Here is a 16,430-nt window from a genome sequence, read left to right as displayed (position 1 = left end):
CCGGGCTCAGCCCTGAACCGGCTGGAGCACCACGAACTCCGCCCCGGCCCGGTCGGCGCACACGGCCAGCCGCCCGACGCCCTCCGCGTCCTCGGGGCCCATCCGCAGGGTGCCGCCGTTCGAGGTGACGCGGGCGACCGTGGCGTCACAGTCCGCGGAGCCGAAGACCGGGTGCCAGTAGGGCCTGCCGCCGGACAGGGAGAGCTGGTCGGCGGGCAGCTCCATGAGCCCGCCGTGCATGCGCTCCTCCGGCAGGCCGGCCGGGGTGAGCATCCAGTACGTTCCGCCTCCGCCCGGCAGTTCCATGTCCTGGTACTGCCAGTCGAACAGATTGCCGTAGAACTTCTTCGCGGCGGCCGCGTCCGTCGTCATCAGCTCGACCCACGTCAGCGTTCCCGGCCCGTCCACCGCCTCCAGACCCTTCATCCGGCCCGGCTCCCACACGGCGAACTGCCCGCCCTGGGGGTCGGTGTACTGACCCATCCGGCCCTCGCCGTCCGCGTCCATCGGGGCGACCCGCACCGTCCCGCCCGCCTGCCGGACGGCGTTCGTCGTGGCGTCGGCGTCCCGCGTGCAGAAGTAGATCATCCAGGCGGAACGGGCGCCCTCCTCGGTGAGCGGCCCGAGCCCGGCGACGTTCCTGCCGTTCTGCCGGAAGAACCCGAAGTTCTCGGCCTCGGGCCCCATGGACCGGAACTCCCAGTCGAAGACGGAGGTGTAGAACTCGGCGGCCGCCGCGACATCGGGCGCGCCGAGGTCGAGCCAGCACGGGGAGCCGGGGGCGAAGTCAGTGGTGATCACGGCGATTCCTTCTGTCCTGTCACGAAGCCACGAAGTCACGAAGTCACGGAGTCGAGGAGCCACGCGGAGTCGTGGAGAGGGGCGTCCGCACCAGCGTGACACCCCTCCCCGCCTCCCGCGCCCCGTGACGGACGAACCGGTGACGGTCAGAAGGAGTGCGGGTGGCGGAAGAGCCGCCCGGGGTCGTACGCCTTCTTCACCTCGGCCAGCCGCCCGATGTTCGCCCCGTAGTAGGCCTTGCGCCAGTCCCGCAGCGCCGGGTCGGTGTAGTTCTGGTACGCCTGACCGCTCGCCCAGGGCCGCATCACGTCGTACGTCCCGTCGAGCCACGCCCGGTGCCGGGCCACCGTCGAGGCGGCGGCCTGGTCCGGCCACGAGATGATGTACTGCGCCAGGAACAGGGCATCGCGGTGGACGAACGCCGTGTCGCCCGGCCGGACCCGGTTCACCGCACCCCCCATGGCGTCCAGCGCGATACTGCCCGCGCCGCCACCGCCGAGCCGGGCCAGCTGCTCGACCCGGGATATCAGCGCCTTGATCCCGTCGGCCGGGATGGGGCGCGTGTAGAAGTCCGAGCGGGCCGTGTACGACTCGCGGGCGACCCGGCCCTGCGGGGTGCGGCCCGGAAGGGTGCCCTTCTGGTGGGCCTGCGCGATGGTGAAGCCCGACACGCCGCCCATCACCTTCATCGCGTCCATGAACGGCCGGGTGCGCACCGACGCCGACCGGGGCGCGGCGCCGACGGCGTCGGCGAGCCGGTCGATCCGGTTCTCCAGGTCCGTACGGCTGGTCAGGGCCAGCCCGCCGACCCGTACGGAACCGGGCCGGCCGCCCACCGGGGCCGCCAGGTGCAGGTTCGCCCAGATCGCGTCCGGCGCGGTGGGCGCCCACCGCTGCCACTCGCGTACGACCGCCGCCGCCCGCGCCCACGGCCAGCTGAGGAAGAACGTGGTGCACTCGGGCGCCGCATGGGTCCGCATCCGCAGCTCGGTGACCACGCCGAACTGGGCGTTGCCGCCGCCGCGCAGCGCCCAGAACAGGTCGGGGTCGCGCCGGGCGTCCACATCCCGGGCCCGGCCGTCGGCCGTGACGATCCGCGCGCCGATCAGACTGTCGCTGGTCAGCCCGTACGCCCGGCTCACCACGCCGATGCCGCCGCCGAGCGCCAGCCCCGCGACGCCCACGGTCGGGCAGGACCCGGCCGGCACGGTCCGGCCCTTGGTCGTCAACCGGTCGTAGACGTCGATCAGTTTGGCACCCGCCCCGATCGTGGCGGTGCCGCCGCTCAGCGCCACCGACGCCATCCGCTGCACGTCGACGACCAGGCCCGGCCCGGACGACCAGCCCGTGTAGGAGTGCCCACCGCTGCGCACCGCGACCGGCACCTTGTGCCGACGGGCGAACTCCAGGCACTCCCGTACGTCCTGCGGCCCGGCGCAGTAGGCGACACCGGCCGGGCGCACGCCGTCGAACCGGGGGTTGAACAGCGTCCGCGCCGCGTCGTAGTCACGGTCACCGGGCCGCACCAGCGACCCGTCGAGCCCACGGGCCAGGGCCGCCCAGTCGGCGGCGCGGGGCGCACCGGGCGCGGCCTTGCCCGCACTCCTGCCCGCACCGGCCGCCCCCGGCGCTCCGGTCGCGGAGGACGCCGACGACACCGCGGCCGCGCCGGTCAGGACGGCCCCCGACACTGCGGCGACCCCGGCGCCCAGCAACCGCCGCCGACTCGTCCCGCGCCCCTTCGCGCCGGCTTCCGTCCCGAACCCCCGCATCGGCTCCATCGCCCGTTCCCCACTGCTCTGTTGACGTCTCGCAGAGGGGAGGAGGGGAGGATCCCGTTCCGGGTTGCCCGTGTCGTGTCACGGATTCGTCATGACGCCCACGCGAGGCCCGGACCGGCCGGGCCCGGGGCTTCGGTCCTGACGGGTGTCAGGGTGGACGACCTTCCGACCGCCCCTACTGTCGTCGTGGACGCACGGGGGCCGCTCCGCCCGCGTCCCAAGCCGACACAACCGGTCAAGGGCCGGCCGACGGGCCGTCCCCGGGGGAAAGGACCCACCCGTCATGAGCATCAGCAGCAGAGCCCGCAAGGCGCTGGCCGCCGCCGCCACGGCGGTGACCGCGGTCGCCGCCCTGATGGCGACCGCGGCACCGGCGAACGCCGCCATCCACCGGTGCACCATCTCCGGTGACTGGACGAACTGCACCACCGTCACGGGCATCGACCCCGGCTCCTGGCTCCAGGTGCGCACGGGCCCGGGCTACGGATACGGCCCGATCAACCTGGCGTACAGCAGGCTCTACAACGGGGACGAGGTCGGCCTCACCTGCTGGAGGACCGGCGACGGAGCCTACGACAACCCGAACTACCGCTACTGGATGGCCGTGGATGTCGGCAACAGCAACTGGGGCTACGTCAACGACTGGTACCTCAACACGGGCAGCCCCGAGGTCTGGAAGCAGCACATCCGCCAGTGCGGCTGAGGTCCGCCCGGCGCGCGCGGCCCCGCCCGCGCGCGCCGGGCGTCCACGTGACCGAAGGTGGGAGCGTGGATGCCGACGACGTTGCCGACGAGCTGTACGCACTGCCGCCCAGCGAGTTCATCGCGGCCCGTGACGCGCGTGTCGCCGAGGCGAGACGGGCCGAGGACGCCGACGCGGCCGCCCGGATCGCGCGGCTGCGCAGGCCGAGCCTCGCCGCCTGGGCGTCGAACCTCCTCGTCCGCGGGGCCCGCACGGAGGCCGCCAAGCTGCCGGAACTGGGGCAGGCACTGCGCGAGGCGCACCGCACGCTGGACCCGGAGCAGTTCCGGGAGCTGAGCCATCAGCAGCACCGCGTGGTCGCCGCGCTGTCCAGGCGGGCCGGCGAGCTCGCGGCGGAGGCCGGGCAGCCGGTGAGCGAGACGGTCCTGCACGAGGTCGAGCGGACGCTCCACGCGGTGCTCGCCGACCCGGACGCGGCGGAGGAGTGGGCACGCGGCAGGCTGGTGAAGACCCTGGAGGCTCCCGTGGGCTTCGCCGGGATGACACCGGAGTCGGCGGCCGCGCCGGCCACCCGCCGCGGAGCGCCCGCGGCTCCGCCGGCCCGGGAGGGCGGCACGCCGAGCCGCGAACGCGCCCGTGACCGGGAACGCGCCCGGGAACGGAAGCGCACGGTGGATCGCGCCCGCTCGGCGGCCGAGGAGGCGGAGGCCGAGGCCGACCGGCGGCAGCGGGAACTCGACCGGGCCGAGCAGGCACGGCAGGCGTCGACCGCCCGGGCCGCCGAGGCGACGGCACACGTGAAGGACCTGGAGACCCGCCTGCACGAAGCCCGCACGGCACAGCGGGAGGCCCAGGCACAGGCCGACAAGGACACCACCACGGTGCGCGAGGCCGACCGCGCGGCACGACAGGCCCGCAAGGCGGCCGACACCGCCGCCGCCGGGCTTCGCCGCCTGTCGGGCAGCGAAGAAGCCGGTGAGGAAACCGGTGAGAAGGCCCCGGGGCGGAGGCGCGGCGGCGGGTGAAGGCGCCGTTGTCGGAGCGGCCGGGCGTCGATCTCAGGGCCTCGTCGGCTCTGCCGCCGGGAAGTGGTGTGCGGTCAGGAGGGCTGTGCGAGCCGCCGCTCCACGCGCCCTCGCCGTGCCGGCCCTCAACGCGGAACGCCCGCCCGTTCCAGCAGCGCCTCCATCTCCGCCACCGGCAGCAGGGGATTGGCGGCGGCCGCCGCGCCCGCGTCGGGGTCCTCCAGCAGTTCCACCAGCCGGGGAACCGGCAGGCGCGGGTCGCGGGCGGCCGCCCGCCGCACCTCCGCGTCCGGGTCCCGGCTCAGCCGCTCGACGAGTCCGGCCGTCGCCGCCGGGTCGCGTACAGCCAGGGCACGCGCCCGCGGATCCGCGGCGCCGGCGAAGCGCGCCGCGAGCCCGGCCGCCGGGAACTGCGGCTTCGTGACCAGCATGGCGACGGCCCGGTGCGTACCGTGCAGATACAGATCCAGCAGCAGCTCCGCCGGCGCCGACGGGTGGTGTTCGGCGAGCAGCAGCCGTACGGCGAAGTCCTCGTCGTCCGCCAGCAGGGCGACGCAGTCGTCGGGCAGCCCCCGGCACACCGCGGCGCTGCGCCGAAGCCAGGGGTGCGCGGACCTCGCGCACGCCCGCAGCACTTCCGCGTCGTCCCGTGCGTCCCACACCCAGCGCAACGTGTCCAGCCGGTCCTCCGGCTCCACCTTCCAGTCGATCGCGGCCCGCTCCGCCTCCGACAGTCCGGGGCGGGCGGAGACGGCGAGCCGCACGGCCGGATCCTCGTGCCTGGCCAGCCGCGCCGCGAGATCCGCCGGGAAGGACGGATTCCGTACGAGCCGGAGGAGCCACTTCCCCTCGGCGAGCAGACGCTCGGCGAGGGCGCGGCCGAGCCGGCCGCGCTCCACCACCTCGCCCAGCCGCCAGCCGTCCGTGACCGTCTCGACGAGTTCGGCGGTGCGCTCCTCGTCCTCGTGCACGACCTGCATCGACGCGGCCGTGCGCACAGCCGCGTCCGCGTCGTCGAGGAGCGCGGCGCGCACGTCGTCGGCGAGGAGGTCCCAGACGCGCCGGCACGCCGCCAGGCGGAACAGCGGGTCCTCGTGCCCGGCGAGCGGCACCAGCACGTGCACCGGCACGGTGGGCGACTCGACCGTCTCGTGCCGGACCAGGCCCCGCTCGTGGTGCAGCAGCCGTTCGTACGCCCAGTCGGGCAGCGGCGGCACCTCCGTCCGGTACGGCAGCGGACCGCAGGCCACCGCGATGGCGTCCGACGGGGGACCGTCGAGCAGGCGCGCCCGCAGCTCGGGGTCGGCGGTCCAGCTCTCGGCGAGCGCCGTGCGCACCCGGCGGTCCGGGTGCGTGAGCATGACCTCGGCGACCTCGTCCGGCAGCGTCCTGCGCCACGAGAGCGCGCGCACGATCCAGTGATCGCCCAGCGCGAGCAGCCGCAGCAGTACCCCGGCGGGCGCCGCCGGATTCCCCACCAGCCCGCTCACCGCATGATGCCCCGTCAAAGGACCCTCCCCCTAGGCCTCCGGCGTCCACCGCCCCGGACCTCGGGCTCCGCCACGCCGCGCACAGCATAGGCACCGGGGGTGCCGCCCTCTCCGGTGAGGCGGCCCTCGTCCGCGCGGCCCCACCGCGCGGCGGGCCTCCGGCCGGCCCCTTCGCGGGACCCGCCGCCGGCCGACCCGCCGCCGGACGCCCGTATACGCCGGGCCGCGCTCCGGGCCCCTCAGGCCAGGTGCACCTCCAGCGCGGCCCGTACGGCCGACTCCAGCGCGCCCTCGATCCACGCCGGCTTCACCGACGTGTGGTCACCCGCGAAGTGCAGCGGCCCCTCCGGGGTGCCCGTCCACCGCAGCAGCTCGGTGTGCTGACCCGGCAGCAGCACCGACGCCTCGCCGTACGCGTACGGGTCGCGCAGCCAGCTCTGCGTACGGCCCGCCCCGGTGTAGAACACCTCGATCCGCTGCCCGTACACCTGCTGCATGCCGCCCAACGCGTACGGGTAGCGGGCGTCGTCGTCGAGCGAGTCCCAGCGCAGCGCGTCGTCGGCCCAGCTGTACGAGGCCAGCACGACACCGCCCGCACTCCCGGGCACCGGGTGGGAGGGGTGGAACATGAAGCGGTTGGGGTTGTCGCTGACCGACCCGCCGCCGATGACCTCCACCGCCTCCGGCTGGTCCCGGGACGCCCAGCGCGCGGCGGCGTAGTGGACGCGCTGCGCCTCCGAGATGTGGCCGCGCGGCACGGACGGGTGGGCGCCCAGCAGACTGCCGTCGTCGGCGGGCCGGCCCGTGCGGTACGCGTCGTACAGGCCGGGCCGTACGGCCTCCAGCTCCCGCTTCCAGTCGTCCTCGCCGAACTCCCACCACCGCCGGCTGAACTCGAGCAGCACCTTGGTCGCGCTGTCGTAGTGCAGCTCGGTGACGGCCCGGCGTTTCCCGTACGACATCAGGGGCGCGACCTGCACGTGCCGGAGGCCGGAGAACGGCACGGTGACGACCGCCCGGTCGGCGGTGAACTGCTCGCGCACCACCTTCCCGCCGCGGCCCTCCGACACGGTGTCGACCCACACCCGCGGGCCGTCCGGCCGCACGTGCCGGGTCCCGGCCGCGCCCGACGGGTCCCAGAACTCGATCCGGGTCACCCGCCGGTCGAACCGGACCCGGTCCCGCAGCGGCCGCAGCAGCGCGTCCGGCAGGACGGCCGTCCCGCCCTCCAGCTCCCAGAAGGCCGTGTCGGGGCTGATCAGCGAGGTGGTGATGAAGCTGTGGAGGAAGGCCAGCGGCAGCCGCGACGTGAGGTTCTCCAGCGTGCCGATCAGATCGACTGTGCGCTCGTCCAGCTTCGCGTACTCGGTCAGGAACCGGTACATCGACCAGTCCCCGAACCGCTGCACGACCCGCGCCCAGCCCTCGACACGCTGCGGGAGCGGCTTCTCCTCCCACGTCCCGTCCGGGCGGCGCACCGCGAACTCGGCCCGCACGGGGGCGAGGGCCTCGCGCAGGATCGTCCCCGCCGGCTTGTCGAGGTACGCGGCGGGCACGCCGAAGGTCCGGTTCACCTTGCGCGGCGCGGCCAGGTAGTCGGCCCGGCGCATGCGGACGCCGTTGACGTTGATCCAGGTCCGCAGGGCCGCCCTGCCGTCGGCGTCCACGTCGACGTAGTGGAAACGGCGCCGCTCCAGGCCGAGTTTGTCGATGAGGCCCATGACCAGCGGGTGGCTGGCGGGGATGCGCATCGCCCCGGCCTCCGCGTACTGGCGCGGATCGGCGAAGGGCTGGGCCGCCTTCTCGTGGCCGCCGGTGCGGAACGTCTTGATACGGCCCCCGGCCCGATTGCCGTTGGCCTCCAGGACGGTCACCTCGTGCCCGGCGTCCCGCAGCAGCCCCGCGGCCACGAGCCCGGCCGGGCCGGCCCCGATCACGAGGACCTTCTTACGGGCCGTGGCCCGGGCGCGCGGCAGCCCGGACCGGTGCAGGATCTCCGCGTAACGCGGCACCAGAGGCTGGCTGTCGCCGTCCAGGACGAGAAGCGCACGGGCGACGCCCAGGCAGGTCTCCCAGTCGGCGGTGCTTCTGGACGACGCCCTGGCCGTTGGCACGGCTCCTGAGGTGCTCGCGGCGGTGAGGCCGGCCCCCAGCCCGGCGGCGGCGACCACCGCCGTACCGGTGGCGAACCGCCGCCGGGAGAGGGAGGACGGGGAGGAGGATTTCGTGGCGCTGTCGACAGCAGTCGAGCGATCTTGGTTCATGGCGCCTGCATAGCGCCTGGGCCACGGGCCCCACGCCACCCGTCATCCCGCACTTCTACCGTGCGTGCCCCCGCGCGACCCTTTGGCCTGTGCTTTTCCCCGCCCCAGGCGATCTCCGGCCCCCGCGCAATGGGCTCGGCCCCACCCGAAAGGATGAACGGACGTCCTGCCCTTAACGCGGTCCCGGAGCGAATCCGGTGACCTCCTTTGCTCCTCGGTCGACGCCGGCCCGCGAGCGGCTGGTCGACGGGACCACCCCCATGAGCCGTGGGGATGTGGTCCGCCACGCCGGGCGGCAGCGCGCCGCGGCAGACCGCCGAGCAGGCGATGACCAGCAGGGGCAGCACGTCCGCGGCCACGCGCAGCGAGATCCGCGACTGGCGCAGCCAATGAGGTTGCCGCCGTACAGCACGAAGTGCCGGACCGCCGTCCAGGGCCACCCCGCGGGCCGCCGCCAACCGCGGGCGGCCCGGCAGTCCTCGGCGGCCGTCAGTCGACGGACGACATGAAGGCGAGCATCCGGCGGTTGACCTCCTCCGCGTGGTCGATCTGCGGGCCGTGACCGGTGCCCGTGACGATCTCCGCCCGCGCACCCGCTATCAGGCGCGGCACGCGTTCCGCCTGCCGCTGCGGGTGCACCAGGAGGCTGCGCTTGCCGAGCACCAGGTAGAGCGGGGTCCGGATGCCGGCCAGTTCGTCGTCGGACAGGGGGAGCGGCGCCGGGCGCCGGACGCGGTACGCGCGGACGCCGAGCCTGATCATCGTGCGCAGCTCCGGCACGATGAGGACCGGCTGCTCCAGCCAGGCCGCGAGGCGTGGGCGCAGCGCCTTGGGCGCGAACGTCGCGAGGAGGCTGGCGAAGATCCAGGCGAAGAACCGCAGCCCGACCTTCTCCAGGCCCCCGGGGTCGAGCAGGGTCGCCGAGGCCAGGCGACCCGGCCTGCGGTGCGCCTGATTGAGGGTCAGCCAGCCGCCGTACGAGGCGCCGACGAGGTGCACGCGGTCGAGCCCCAGTCCGGCGAGCGTCTCGTCCAGCCACTGCGCGGCGCGGTCGGGCCGGTGGATGGGCGCGCGCTGGACGCTCCGGCCCGGATCACCGGGCGTGTCGATCGCGTAGACGGGGCGTTCGGCGCTGAGCGCGGGCGTGTTCGGGTACCACATGGCGGAGCAGGACCCGGCCCCGTGCACCAGGACGACGGGGGTGCGGGCCCGGGCGGCCGGGTCGGCGGGCTCGTAGCGGTAGACGTGCGTGGTGCCGAAGGAGGTCTCCACGTCCTCTTCCGCGACGGCGCGGGCGCCCAGCGCGTAGACGGCGTCGCACGCCGTGAAGTAGCGGTCGCGCCAGGCGTCGGTCACATAGCGGCCGACATCGGGCTGGGTGCGGGCAGCGGTCTTCGGCACGTCCACCTCCGGGGCGTTCGGTCTTCGTGATACGAACGTACCACGATGGTGGTACGGCTGTATCATCAAGGTGGCCGCTCACCGAAGGGGCGGCTCGATCGAACAGTGGTCCAACGAGTGAGCGGAGAGCCGGCCGATGCCCAAGCGCGTGGACCATGCACAGCGGCGCACGGAGATCGCCGACGCGCTCGTCCGGGTCGCCGGGCGGCAGGGGCTGCACGCCGTCGGGATGCGCGACGTGGCCGCGGAGGCGGGCGTTTCGCTGCGGTTGGTGCAGTACTACTTCGAGACCAAGGAGAAGCTGCTGCTCTTCGGACTGCGGCAGCTGGCCGAGCGGTTCGGCGAGCGGGTGGCGGCGCGGGTGCGCGCCGCGGGCGACGACCCGGGGCCGCGCGCGGTGATCGAGGCGCTGCTGATGGCGGCACTGCCGGTGGACGAGGAGAGCCGCACGTTCCACCACCTGTACACCTCGTACGCCGTGCTGGCCGTGCACGACGAGGCGCTCGCCGCCCAGCCGTTCATCAAGGACCCCGACGCCGCCGAGGACGCCGTCGCGCGACTCCTCCGGCAGGCCGAGGAGGCGGACCTGCTCCGGCCCGGCGTCGATCCGGGCCTGGAGGCGGCGGGTCTGCTCGCGATGTCCGCGGGGCTCGGCACCGGCGTCCTGGTCGGCCAGCGCACCCCGGAATCCGCGGTCGCCGTTCTGGACCACAGCCTGAACCGGATCTTCCGCGCCGCCGGGCGGCGCGGCGGCGAGGAGCCGGGCGACTGACGTCCGCCCGGAGCGGGGCTCACCCGCCCGGGCGCATGCCGGGACCTACCCGGCGAACCACCTCTTGCCCTCCGCCGAGGCGAAGGCGCTGAGCACACCGATCGCGAGGGCCAGGCCGACGAGGGCGGACGCGGCACCGCCGGAGAACAGCGTGAACAGCGCGCTGACCACGGTGATGACCTCCAGGGTGATGACGGTGGGCCGCACCCAGCCGGCCCGCCGCGGCGTGAGCAGCGCGCAGGCGATCAGCGCCACCGCCACCACGAACGACAGGAACGCCATCAGGCGGACGAAACCCAGGCCCTCGTCGCGGCCGTGCTGGACCTCGTCGTTCACCAGCGCCAGCAGGAGGACGCCGCCGGCGAGGTTGAGCACCCCCTGCAGCCAGACGCCCACGAGCGCGGCCTTGAGCTTGCTGGGCATGGGTTCGCGAACGGCCTGTCCGGACATGCGTACTCCCCCCGAAGCTGGTACGGGCAGCGTGGGAGGAACGCGTGCACCTGTCAAGAGGAGCCGCGCGGGAGCCCGCATCACTCCGGTCGACAATGAGGCATTTCCGGCATATCAACATAAGCGGATCTGCCTCGTCGACCAGAGACCGCCCCCGCAAGGACTGGACACAGTGACGATCAAGACTTTTCTCGGGCCCGGCACGGACCGCCCCCAGGAGCTCGCCGCGGCCAAGCGGGCCTGCACGACGGCCACCGGCGCTCCCGTCCGGATCTCCGTCGTCGTCCCCGCCCGGAACTGTGCCTCCACCATCGAAGGCGTGGTGGCGCCGGTCGTGGAGGACCTGAGGGAGGCCGGGGCGATCGACGAGGTCCTGGTCGTCGACCACGACTCCACCGACGACACCGCACGCCGCGCGGCCCGCGTGGGGGCCCGCGTGGTCGCGTTCTCCTCGGCGGGACCGACCGTGCGCATCCCGGACTCCGGCAAGGGCTCCGTGATGTGGAAGGGCGTCTGGGCGAGCCACGGCGACATCGTCGTCTTCGTCGACGGGGACCACCTGCGATTCGACTCCTCGAAGGTCTCCCGGCTGGTCGGACCGCTGCTGCGGGACGCCTCCCTCCAGCACGTACGGGCGTTCTACGACGACTACGAGGGCGGCCGGACCACCGAGACCATGGCCCGCCCCATGCTGTCGCTGCTCCACCCGGAGCTGGGCGGCATGCGCCAGCCCCTCAGCGGCGAGCACGCCACGCGGCGCTCGGCGCTGGCCCGTCTCGTCTTCCCCGCCGGCTGGGGCACCGAGTTCTCGATCCTCGACCAGATCGCCCGCCGCTACGGCGCCCCGGCCATCGGCCAGGTCGACCTCCACTACAAGGAGCACGTCAAGGGCGACTGGGCGCACATCTCGCTCCAGGCCTTCGAACTGCTGTACGTGGCCCTGCGTACGGAGCTCCGCGCCCAGGGCCGCGAGCTGCCCGAGCACTGGGGCAGCGTCGTCATGACGCCGGCCGACCAGCCCGGCGAGGTGGTCCGGCGCCCGGCCCGCACGCAGGAACTGCCCCCGCTGGTCAGCCTGCCGGACTGGCCGGAACGGGAACGCCTGCGCCTCACCTGGCCGGGCGCCTCGGCATCGGCGACGCTGCCCTCCTGACCGGACGGCGGGCGGCCGTGCCCTGTCGGCCGGCTGCCCACCGCCGAAAGGCCGGCGCGGAGCCGCGAGCCGGATAATGCGACGATGGACGCGACACGACGTACTTGGCGCAACACCACGCACGACTGGGCCGCCACCGTGGACCGGGACCATCTCTCGCACATCCGGCTGAGCCCGGACGTCTTCGCGCCCGGAGGGGTGCGCCATCTGGTCCTGGAGGTCGTCGCGTACGCCGCCGACGAGGCTGAGTGCAACGGCGGCGGCCGCTGCGTCGTCACCCTCCATCGCGACGGCTCGGTGTCGGTCGCGGACGACGGCCGCGGCACCGACACCCGCCTCGACGCACAAGGACTGCCCGTGAAGAAGCCCGTCATGGCGACGAAGGACCTCCGGTTCTTCGACCTGCCCGACGCGCACCTGCTCCCGGACGGGCGGCCACGCCGCGGCATGTCCGTCGTCGCCGCCCTGAGCGAGTGGCTCGTCCACACCAACCGCCGCCGCAACGGGGCCTGGACCCAGCGGTACGAGCACGGTGTGCCGGCGACCGGCCTGGAGCCGGTCGCCCACGACGGTACGACGGGAACGGTCGTCCACTTCCGCCCCGACAGGTCCCTGCACGCGGCCGGCCGGCCGGCCGCCGGCGACCTCACCGGACTCGCCGAGGCGTGGCCGTACCTGGTGGTCGAAGTCGAGGACCGACGAGCCGGTTGATGCGGGGGACCGGCACGCCACGGGCCGCGGACGGGCCCCGGCGGGCACCGGGCCCGCCAGGCCGGGCCCGTCCGCGGCCGGCCCCTCAGGCGCCCGGTGTCCAGCCGCCCAGCCAGTCCGCGACCTCCTGGCCGGCGGCCTGGGCGTCGGTCAGCTGCGGGCGGTCGGCGCTCGCGCTGCCCGCGCCGGGCCCGGTGTTCCGGTACTCGGCGAACCGGTCGTCCTTCCACGAGAAGCCGCCCATGTCGGTCCACGGGGCGGTCCTGATCGCCGCGCTCAAGGTGCTGTCGCGCACGGTGGTCTGCGGGTCGAGGGACGCGTCACCGCCCGCGTGCCAGGGGCGGCCGAGGAAGAAGCTGCGCGCGGAGACGTCACCGTTCACCACCGACCGGTGGATCAGGAAGCCCTTGCGGTTCGCGGCGGTGCTGGGCGCGGTGACGTACCCGGCGGACGTGCCGTCCCAGCGCTTCTTCAGTGTCAGCACCGACCGGTCGATCACGGCCGTCGCCCGGCCGAAGACGAAGTCGACGTTGCCGGTGATGTAGGAACGGGTGACGTAGACCCGGCCGAGCCGGTCCTTGGCCGCCGTGTCCAGGAGCAGGGTGTCCTGGTCGCCGTTGACGATGACGCCGTCGAGGAGCACCCGGTCGGCCGCGGTGCGCAGGGCCACGGCCTGATGACCGTTCAGTCCCTGGTTGCGCGCCTCGTCGAAGTCGTTGGTGATGGTGAGGTTGCGGGCCTGGAAGTCGTCGGCCTCCACGGCGACGGTGGCGCTTCCGGCGGTGCCGTACGTGCCCGAGCCGTCCGGCTTGGGCGTGCCGGCCGCGTTGCCGTACACGATGACGGTGTCCTTGCGGCTGCCGCCCGTGCCCTGGATGGTGACGTGCGGCTTGTTCGAGGGGACCCGGACCGTCTCCCGGTAGGTGCCGGGCGCGACGGAGATGACGACGCGGGCGGTGTTGCCGGCCGGGACCGCGTCGACGGCCTTCTGCACGCTGCGGTACTGGCCGGAGCCGTCCTGGGCGACGGTGAGGGTGGTGGCGGCCGGGGCCGGGACGGCCGCGGGCGTGGTGGCCGGGGTGCCGAGGGAACTCCGCGGCCCCGCCCCGGCCTTGACGAGGGACGGCACGTCGGAGGCCTTGTCGAGCGTGTAGCCGTAATACGTCTTCGGGTCGAAGGCGGGGCCACCGCCGCTCTCGTTGCGTCCGCTGGTCCCGGAGAAGACGCTGCCGCGCTGCACCAGGGCGGCCGTGCTGTCGCGGATGACGGGGTTCTTCAGCCGTTCGAAGTACGAGTTCTCCAGCACCATCCGCGTCCTGCCGCGCGCGTAGTTGCCGTACGACGCGGTGATGCGGGTGCCCGGCTCGTCCTGCAGGTAGTTGTTGTAGAGGTGCGCGTGCGCGGCGTTGTCCGTGGAGGGGTTGCGCTGCTCGGTCTCGCGGATCCAGTTGTGGTGGACCGTGATGTCGGTGACGACGTTGTCGGTCCAGCCGATGCCGAAGGCCTTGTTGTCCTGGCCGAGCCTGTTCCACGACACCGTCACGTAGGTGCTGTCCTTGCGGACGTCGATGAGCCCGTCGGCCATGTTCCGCAGGTCGTTGTGGTCGATCCAGACATGATGGGCGCCGTCCATCTGGATCGCGTCGAAGTCGTGGTCCTTGTCGTTCCACACGCCCTGGTACGTGTCGCGGATCGTGAGGTTCCGGAGGATGACGTTGTGCACGCCCCGCCCGAGGAAGAAGCCGCCGCCGACGATGTGCCCGGAGGTTCCGGACCCGACGATCGTCTTGTCGGAGGCGACCTGGATCTCCTTGCCGACCGGCTGCACGGCGATGGTGCCGGCCACCACGATCACGTACGGTTCGGCGGCGGTCGCGTACTTCTCCAGGTCGGCGAGCGTCCTCACGGTGACGGTCCTGCCGCCCCGGCCCCCGTACGTGCCGTTCTGTCCCAGGGCGTTGACGGAGGCGAACCCGTCGGCGGCGTCGTCGGCCCAGGCGGTTGCCGCGCCGGTTGCCGCGCCCGGCGCCACGGCCGGCGCCGCGGCCGCCTCGGCCCGCGCGTCCTCGCCGAAGACGCCGAAGACGGCGCCGTAGGCCATCGATCCCGCTGCGGCCAGGGCCAGGGGCAGGCCGACGGCCAGGTTCCTCCGGCGCTTCCTGTGGCGTCCCGTGCCAGGTGTGGTGGTCATGTGGCGGCTCCGGTGCTGTGGGGGAGGGCGCCGCTGTCTCGCGGGCGCCCGGACGTCCCGTGGTCGCCGCCGGGGCGCCGGAGGTTGCCGCCGCCACACCTGACGGAGGCGGGAGCGTGTGCGTCAGGCGCCGCTGCCGCCCAGCCAGTTGGCCGCGTCCAGGCGGATGGCCTCGGGCGGGACGACGGTGCGGAGGGCGTCCTCCAGGTCGTGGAGGCGGTCCGGGCCGAGCGCGCGGGACCACTCCGTGCGGAGCGCGTCGAAGACGGCGGCCGAGCGGGCGAGGGCGTCCAGGCCGTGGGCGGTGAGGCGGACGCGCTTGCGTCGCGCGTCGGCCGGGTCGTCGGTGCGTTCCGCGTAGCCGACGGCCACCAGGCGGTCGACGGTCTTGCCGGCCGCCTGCTTGGTCACGCCGAGCCGGCGGCCGATCTCGCTGGCCGTGGCGCCGTCGCGGCCCGTCCCGACGGCCTGCATCGCGAAGCCGTACGCGGGGCGCAGGTCCGGGTGGCCCTGGCGGGCGAGTTCGGCGTGGAGCCGGTCGATGAGCGTGCGGAACCCCGCGAAGAGGAGGAGCGGAAGCTCGTACCCCGCGGTCTGACCCTTGGCAGATTCGACAACCTGGTTTACTTTATTTTCGTCAACCACGTTGTCCATCTTAGGAGGGCCTCCCGTGTTCCCCGCTCACACCCTCGCCTCCGCCCCGCCCGCGTCCCGGCCCGCGATGGAAGCCGTCGAACGCCGCATGGGGAAGCTGCCGCGGGCCGTCCGCCGGCTCGCGTCCTCCCCGGACCTCCTGAACTCCTTCCTCCAGCTCACCGCCGCCTTCGACCGCACCACCCTCGACCCGATCGCCCGCGAGGTCGTCGTCATGACGGTCGCCACCCGCAACGGCTGCGGCGTCTGCGTCGACCTGCACACCCGCAAGCTCCGCGGCCTGGGCGCCGACGAAGAGCTGATCACCGCCCTCCACGCCGGACCCGACGGCCCGCCCCTGCCCGACCCCCGCCTCGACGCGATCCGCCGGTTCGTCCTCGCCGTGTACGCCACGAACGGAGCCGTACCGGAGGCCGACGCGGCCGCGTTCCTCGCGGCCGGCCACACGGAGCGCAACGCGCTGGAGGTCGTCATGGGCATCGGCGCGTACACCATGTCCACCTTCGCCAACCGCCTGGTCCGAGCCGAGGCCTAGGTCGTGTCCGTACGTACACTGACGGGCATGGCATGCCGCATCAGTGAGCTGGTCCTCGACTGCGCCGACCCCGAGCGACTCGCCGCATTCTGGAGCGAGGTCCTCGGCTACGTCGAACTCGGCCGGGAGGACGACGGAAGCATCGAGATCGGGCCGCCCGACGCCGGGTTCGGCGGTCCGCAGCCCACCCTCGTCCTCAGCCCCGGCAGCGAGCCGCGGGCCGGGAAACTCCCCCTGCACATCGACGTCAACGCCACCGACCGCGACCAGGACGCCGAGCTGGAGCGGCTGCTCGCCCTCGGCGCCAAGCCCGTCGACGTCGGCCAGACCGGCACCGAGAACTGGCACGTCCTGGCCGACCCCGAAGGCAACGAGTTCTGCCTCCTGCACGCCCGGCTCCGGCCGCTCTGACCACGTGCCCCACCAGGCCGAAGCAGCAGCTCTGCCGACGTGTTCACCCCCGGCCCGTCGCGGACGTGCCGGTGAAACGTGCCGGGGC

General features: G+C 73.8%; 15 protein-coding genes. 7 read left to right on the top strand and 8 right to left on the bottom strand.

What is annotated here, in order from left to right:
- Nucleotides 1-6: 6 nt before the first annotated feature.
- On the bottom strand, nt 7-801 hold the full coding sequence (locus tag ABEB09_RS01435) for a VOC family protein (protein ID WP_345686243.1): 795 nt from the start codon (nt 799-801) through the stop codon (nt 7-9).
- Nucleotides 802-947: 146 nt separating this feature from the next.
- Nucleotides 948-2,582 (bottom strand): FAD-binding oxidoreductase, encoded by a 1,635-nt coding sequence (locus ABEB09_RS01430; RefSeq protein WP_345686241.1) that lies wholly within the window; start codon nt 2,580-2,582, stop codon nt 948-950.
- A gap of 283 nt (nt 2,583-2,865) precedes the next feature.
- Here ABEB09_RS01430 and ABEB09_RS01425 point away from each other — a divergent pair, with 283 nt between their 5' ends.
- Together ABEB09_RS01425 and ABEB09_RS01420 are read left to right on the top strand one after the other, a co-directional pair.
- Entirely contained in the window at nt 2,866-3,285 is a 420-nt protein-coding gene (locus ABEB09_RS01425) for a hypothetical protein (protein WP_345686239.1), read from the top strand.
- A gap of 65 nt (nt 3,286-3,350) precedes the next feature.
- The gene (locus ABEB09_RS01420; RefSeq protein ID WP_345686237.1) at nt 3,351-4,310 is read left to right on the top strand and encodes a hypothetical protein; all 960 of its coding nucleotides are present in this window, start codon (nt 3,351-3,353) and stop codon (nt 4,308-4,310) included.
- A 125-nt stretch (nt 4,311-4,435) separates the two neighbouring features.
- Here ABEB09_RS01420 and ABEB09_RS01415 read toward each other — a convergent pair whose 3' ends face one another.
- The 3 genes from ABEB09_RS01415 to ABEB09_RS01405 all read right to left on the bottom strand — a co-directional run bounded on the left by ABEB09_RS01415 (nt 4,436) and on the right by ABEB09_RS01405 (nt 9,465).
- The gene (locus ABEB09_RS01415) at nt 4,436-5,818 is read right to left on the bottom strand and encodes a hypothetical protein (RefSeq protein WP_345686235.1); all 1,383 of its coding nucleotides are present in this window, start codon (nt 5,816-5,818) and stop codon (nt 4,436-4,438) included.
- Nucleotides 5,819-6,039: 221 nt separating this feature from the next.
- A complete protein-coding gene (locus ABEB09_RS01410; RefSeq protein WP_345686233.1) occupies nt 6,040-8,064 on the bottom strand; it encodes a flavin monoamine oxidase family protein in 2,025 nt (674 codons plus the stop codon).
- A gap of 489 nt (nt 8,065-8,553) precedes the next feature.
- A complete protein-coding gene (locus tag ABEB09_RS01405) occupies nt 8,554-9,465 on the bottom strand; it encodes an alpha/beta fold hydrolase (RefSeq protein ID WP_345686231.1) in 912 nt (303 codons plus the stop codon).
- Between the two features lie 136 nt (nt 9,466-9,601).
- Here ABEB09_RS01405 and ABEB09_RS01400 point away from each other — a divergent pair, with 136 nt between their 5' ends.
- Nucleotides 9,602-10,237: a TetR/AcrR family transcriptional regulator gene (locus tag ABEB09_RS01400; RefSeq protein ID WP_345686229.1), complete on the top strand. Its 636-nt coding sequence runs from the start codon at nt 9,602-9,604 to the stop codon at nt 10,235-10,237.
- Nucleotides 10,238-10,282: 45 nt separating this feature from the next.
- Here ABEB09_RS01400 and ABEB09_RS01395 read toward each other — a convergent pair whose 3' ends face one another.
- Nucleotides 10,283-10,687 (bottom strand): hypothetical protein, encoded by a 405-nt coding sequence (locus ABEB09_RS01395; protein WP_345686227.1) that lies wholly within the window; start codon nt 10,685-10,687, stop codon nt 10,283-10,285.
- Between the two features lie 172 nt (nt 10,688-10,859).
- Between ABEB09_RS01395 and ABEB09_RS01390 the strand changes: the two genes are divergently transcribed.
- Nucleotides 10,860-11,840, top strand: coding sequence for a glycosyltransferase (locus ABEB09_RS01390; protein WP_345686225.1), 981 nt, complete (start codon nt 10,860-10,862; stop codon nt 11,838-11,840).
- Nucleotides 11,841-11,924: 84 nt separating this feature from the next.
- On the top strand, nt 11,925-12,551 hold the full coding sequence (locus tag ABEB09_RS01385) for an ATP-binding protein (RefSeq protein ID WP_345686223.1): 627 nt from the start codon (nt 11,925-11,927) through the stop codon (nt 12,549-12,551).
- 85 nt (nt 12,552-12,636) lie between these two features.
- Here ABEB09_RS01385 and ABEB09_RS01380 read toward each other — a convergent pair whose 3' ends face one another.
- Nucleotides 12,637-14,742 carry a pectinesterase family protein gene (locus ABEB09_RS01380; protein ID WP_345686221.1) on the bottom strand — a complete coding sequence of 702 codons (2,106 nt, stop codon included), beginning with the start codon at nt 14,740-14,742 and terminating at the stop codon, nt 12,637-12,639.
- A 123-nt stretch (nt 14,743-14,865) separates the two neighbouring features.
- On the bottom strand, nt 14,866-15,396 hold the full coding sequence (locus ABEB09_RS01375; RefSeq protein WP_345686219.1) for a MarR family winged helix-turn-helix transcriptional regulator: 531 nt from the start codon (nt 15,394-15,396) through the stop codon (nt 14,866-14,868).
- A gap of 16 nt (nt 15,397-15,412) precedes the next feature.
- On the opposite strand from ABEB09_RS01375, the gene ABEB09_RS01370 reads away from it, so the two are divergent.
- A complete protein-coding gene (locus tag ABEB09_RS01370; protein WP_380841059.1) occupies nt 15,413-15,931 on the top strand; it encodes a carboxymuconolactone decarboxylase family protein in 519 nt (172 codons plus the stop codon).
- Between the two features lie 27 nt (nt 15,932-15,958).
- The gene (locus ABEB09_RS01365) at nt 15,959-16,342 is read left to right on the top strand and encodes a VOC family protein (protein ID WP_345686217.1); all 384 of its coding nucleotides are present in this window, start codon (nt 15,959-15,961) and stop codon (nt 16,340-16,342) included.
- Nucleotides 16,343-16,430: the final 88 nt, after the last annotated feature.

It is taken from the genome of Streptomyces coeruleoprunus (genome assembly GCF_039542925.1).
In the GTDB taxonomy this organism is placed as follows: Bacteria; Actinomycetota; Actinomycetes; order Streptomycetales; family Streptomycetaceae; genus Streptomyces; species Streptomyces coeruleoprunus.
The sequence above is the reverse complement of the archived record's forward strand: the minus strand, read 5'-3'. Positions and strand labels throughout refer to the sequence as shown.

Bases quoted from the DNA above. Each gene is read 5' to 3' on its own strand.
- ABEB09_RS01430 (WP_345686241.1), bottom strand. From the start codon at position 2,582: ATGGAGCCGATGCGGGGGTTCGGGACGGAAGCCGGCGCGAAGGGGCGC.
- ABEB09_RS01425 (WP_345686239.1), top strand. From the start codon at position 2,866: ATGAGCATCAGCAGCAGAGCCCGCAAGGCGCTGGCCGCCGCCGCCACG.
- ABEB09_RS01410 (WP_345686233.1), bottom strand. From the start codon at position 8,064: ATGAACCAAGATCGCTCGACTGCTGTCGACAGCGCCACGAAATCCTCC.
- ABEB09_RS01400 (WP_345686229.1), top strand. From the start codon at position 9,602: ATGCCCAAGCGCGTGGACCATGCACAGCGGCGCACGGAGATCGCCGAC.
- ABEB09_RS01395 (WP_345686227.1), bottom strand. From the start codon at position 10,687: ATGTCCGGACAGGCCGTTCGCGAACCCATGCCCAGCAAGCTCAAGGCC.
- ABEB09_RS01385 (WP_345686223.1), top strand. From the start codon at position 11,925: ATGGACGCGACACGACGTACTTGGCGCAACACCACGCACGACTGGGCC.
- ABEB09_RS01380 (WP_345686221.1), bottom strand. From the start codon at position 14,742: ATGACCACCACACCTGGCACGGGACGCCACAGGAAGCGCCGGAGGAAC.
- ABEB09_RS01375 (WP_345686219.1), bottom strand. From the start codon at position 15,396: ATGGACAACGTGGTTGACGAAAATAAAGTAAACCAGGTTGTCGAATCT.
- ABEB09_RS01365 (WP_345686217.1), top strand. From the start codon at position 15,959: ATGGCATGCCGCATCAGTGAGCTGGTCCTCGACTGCGCCGACCCCGAG.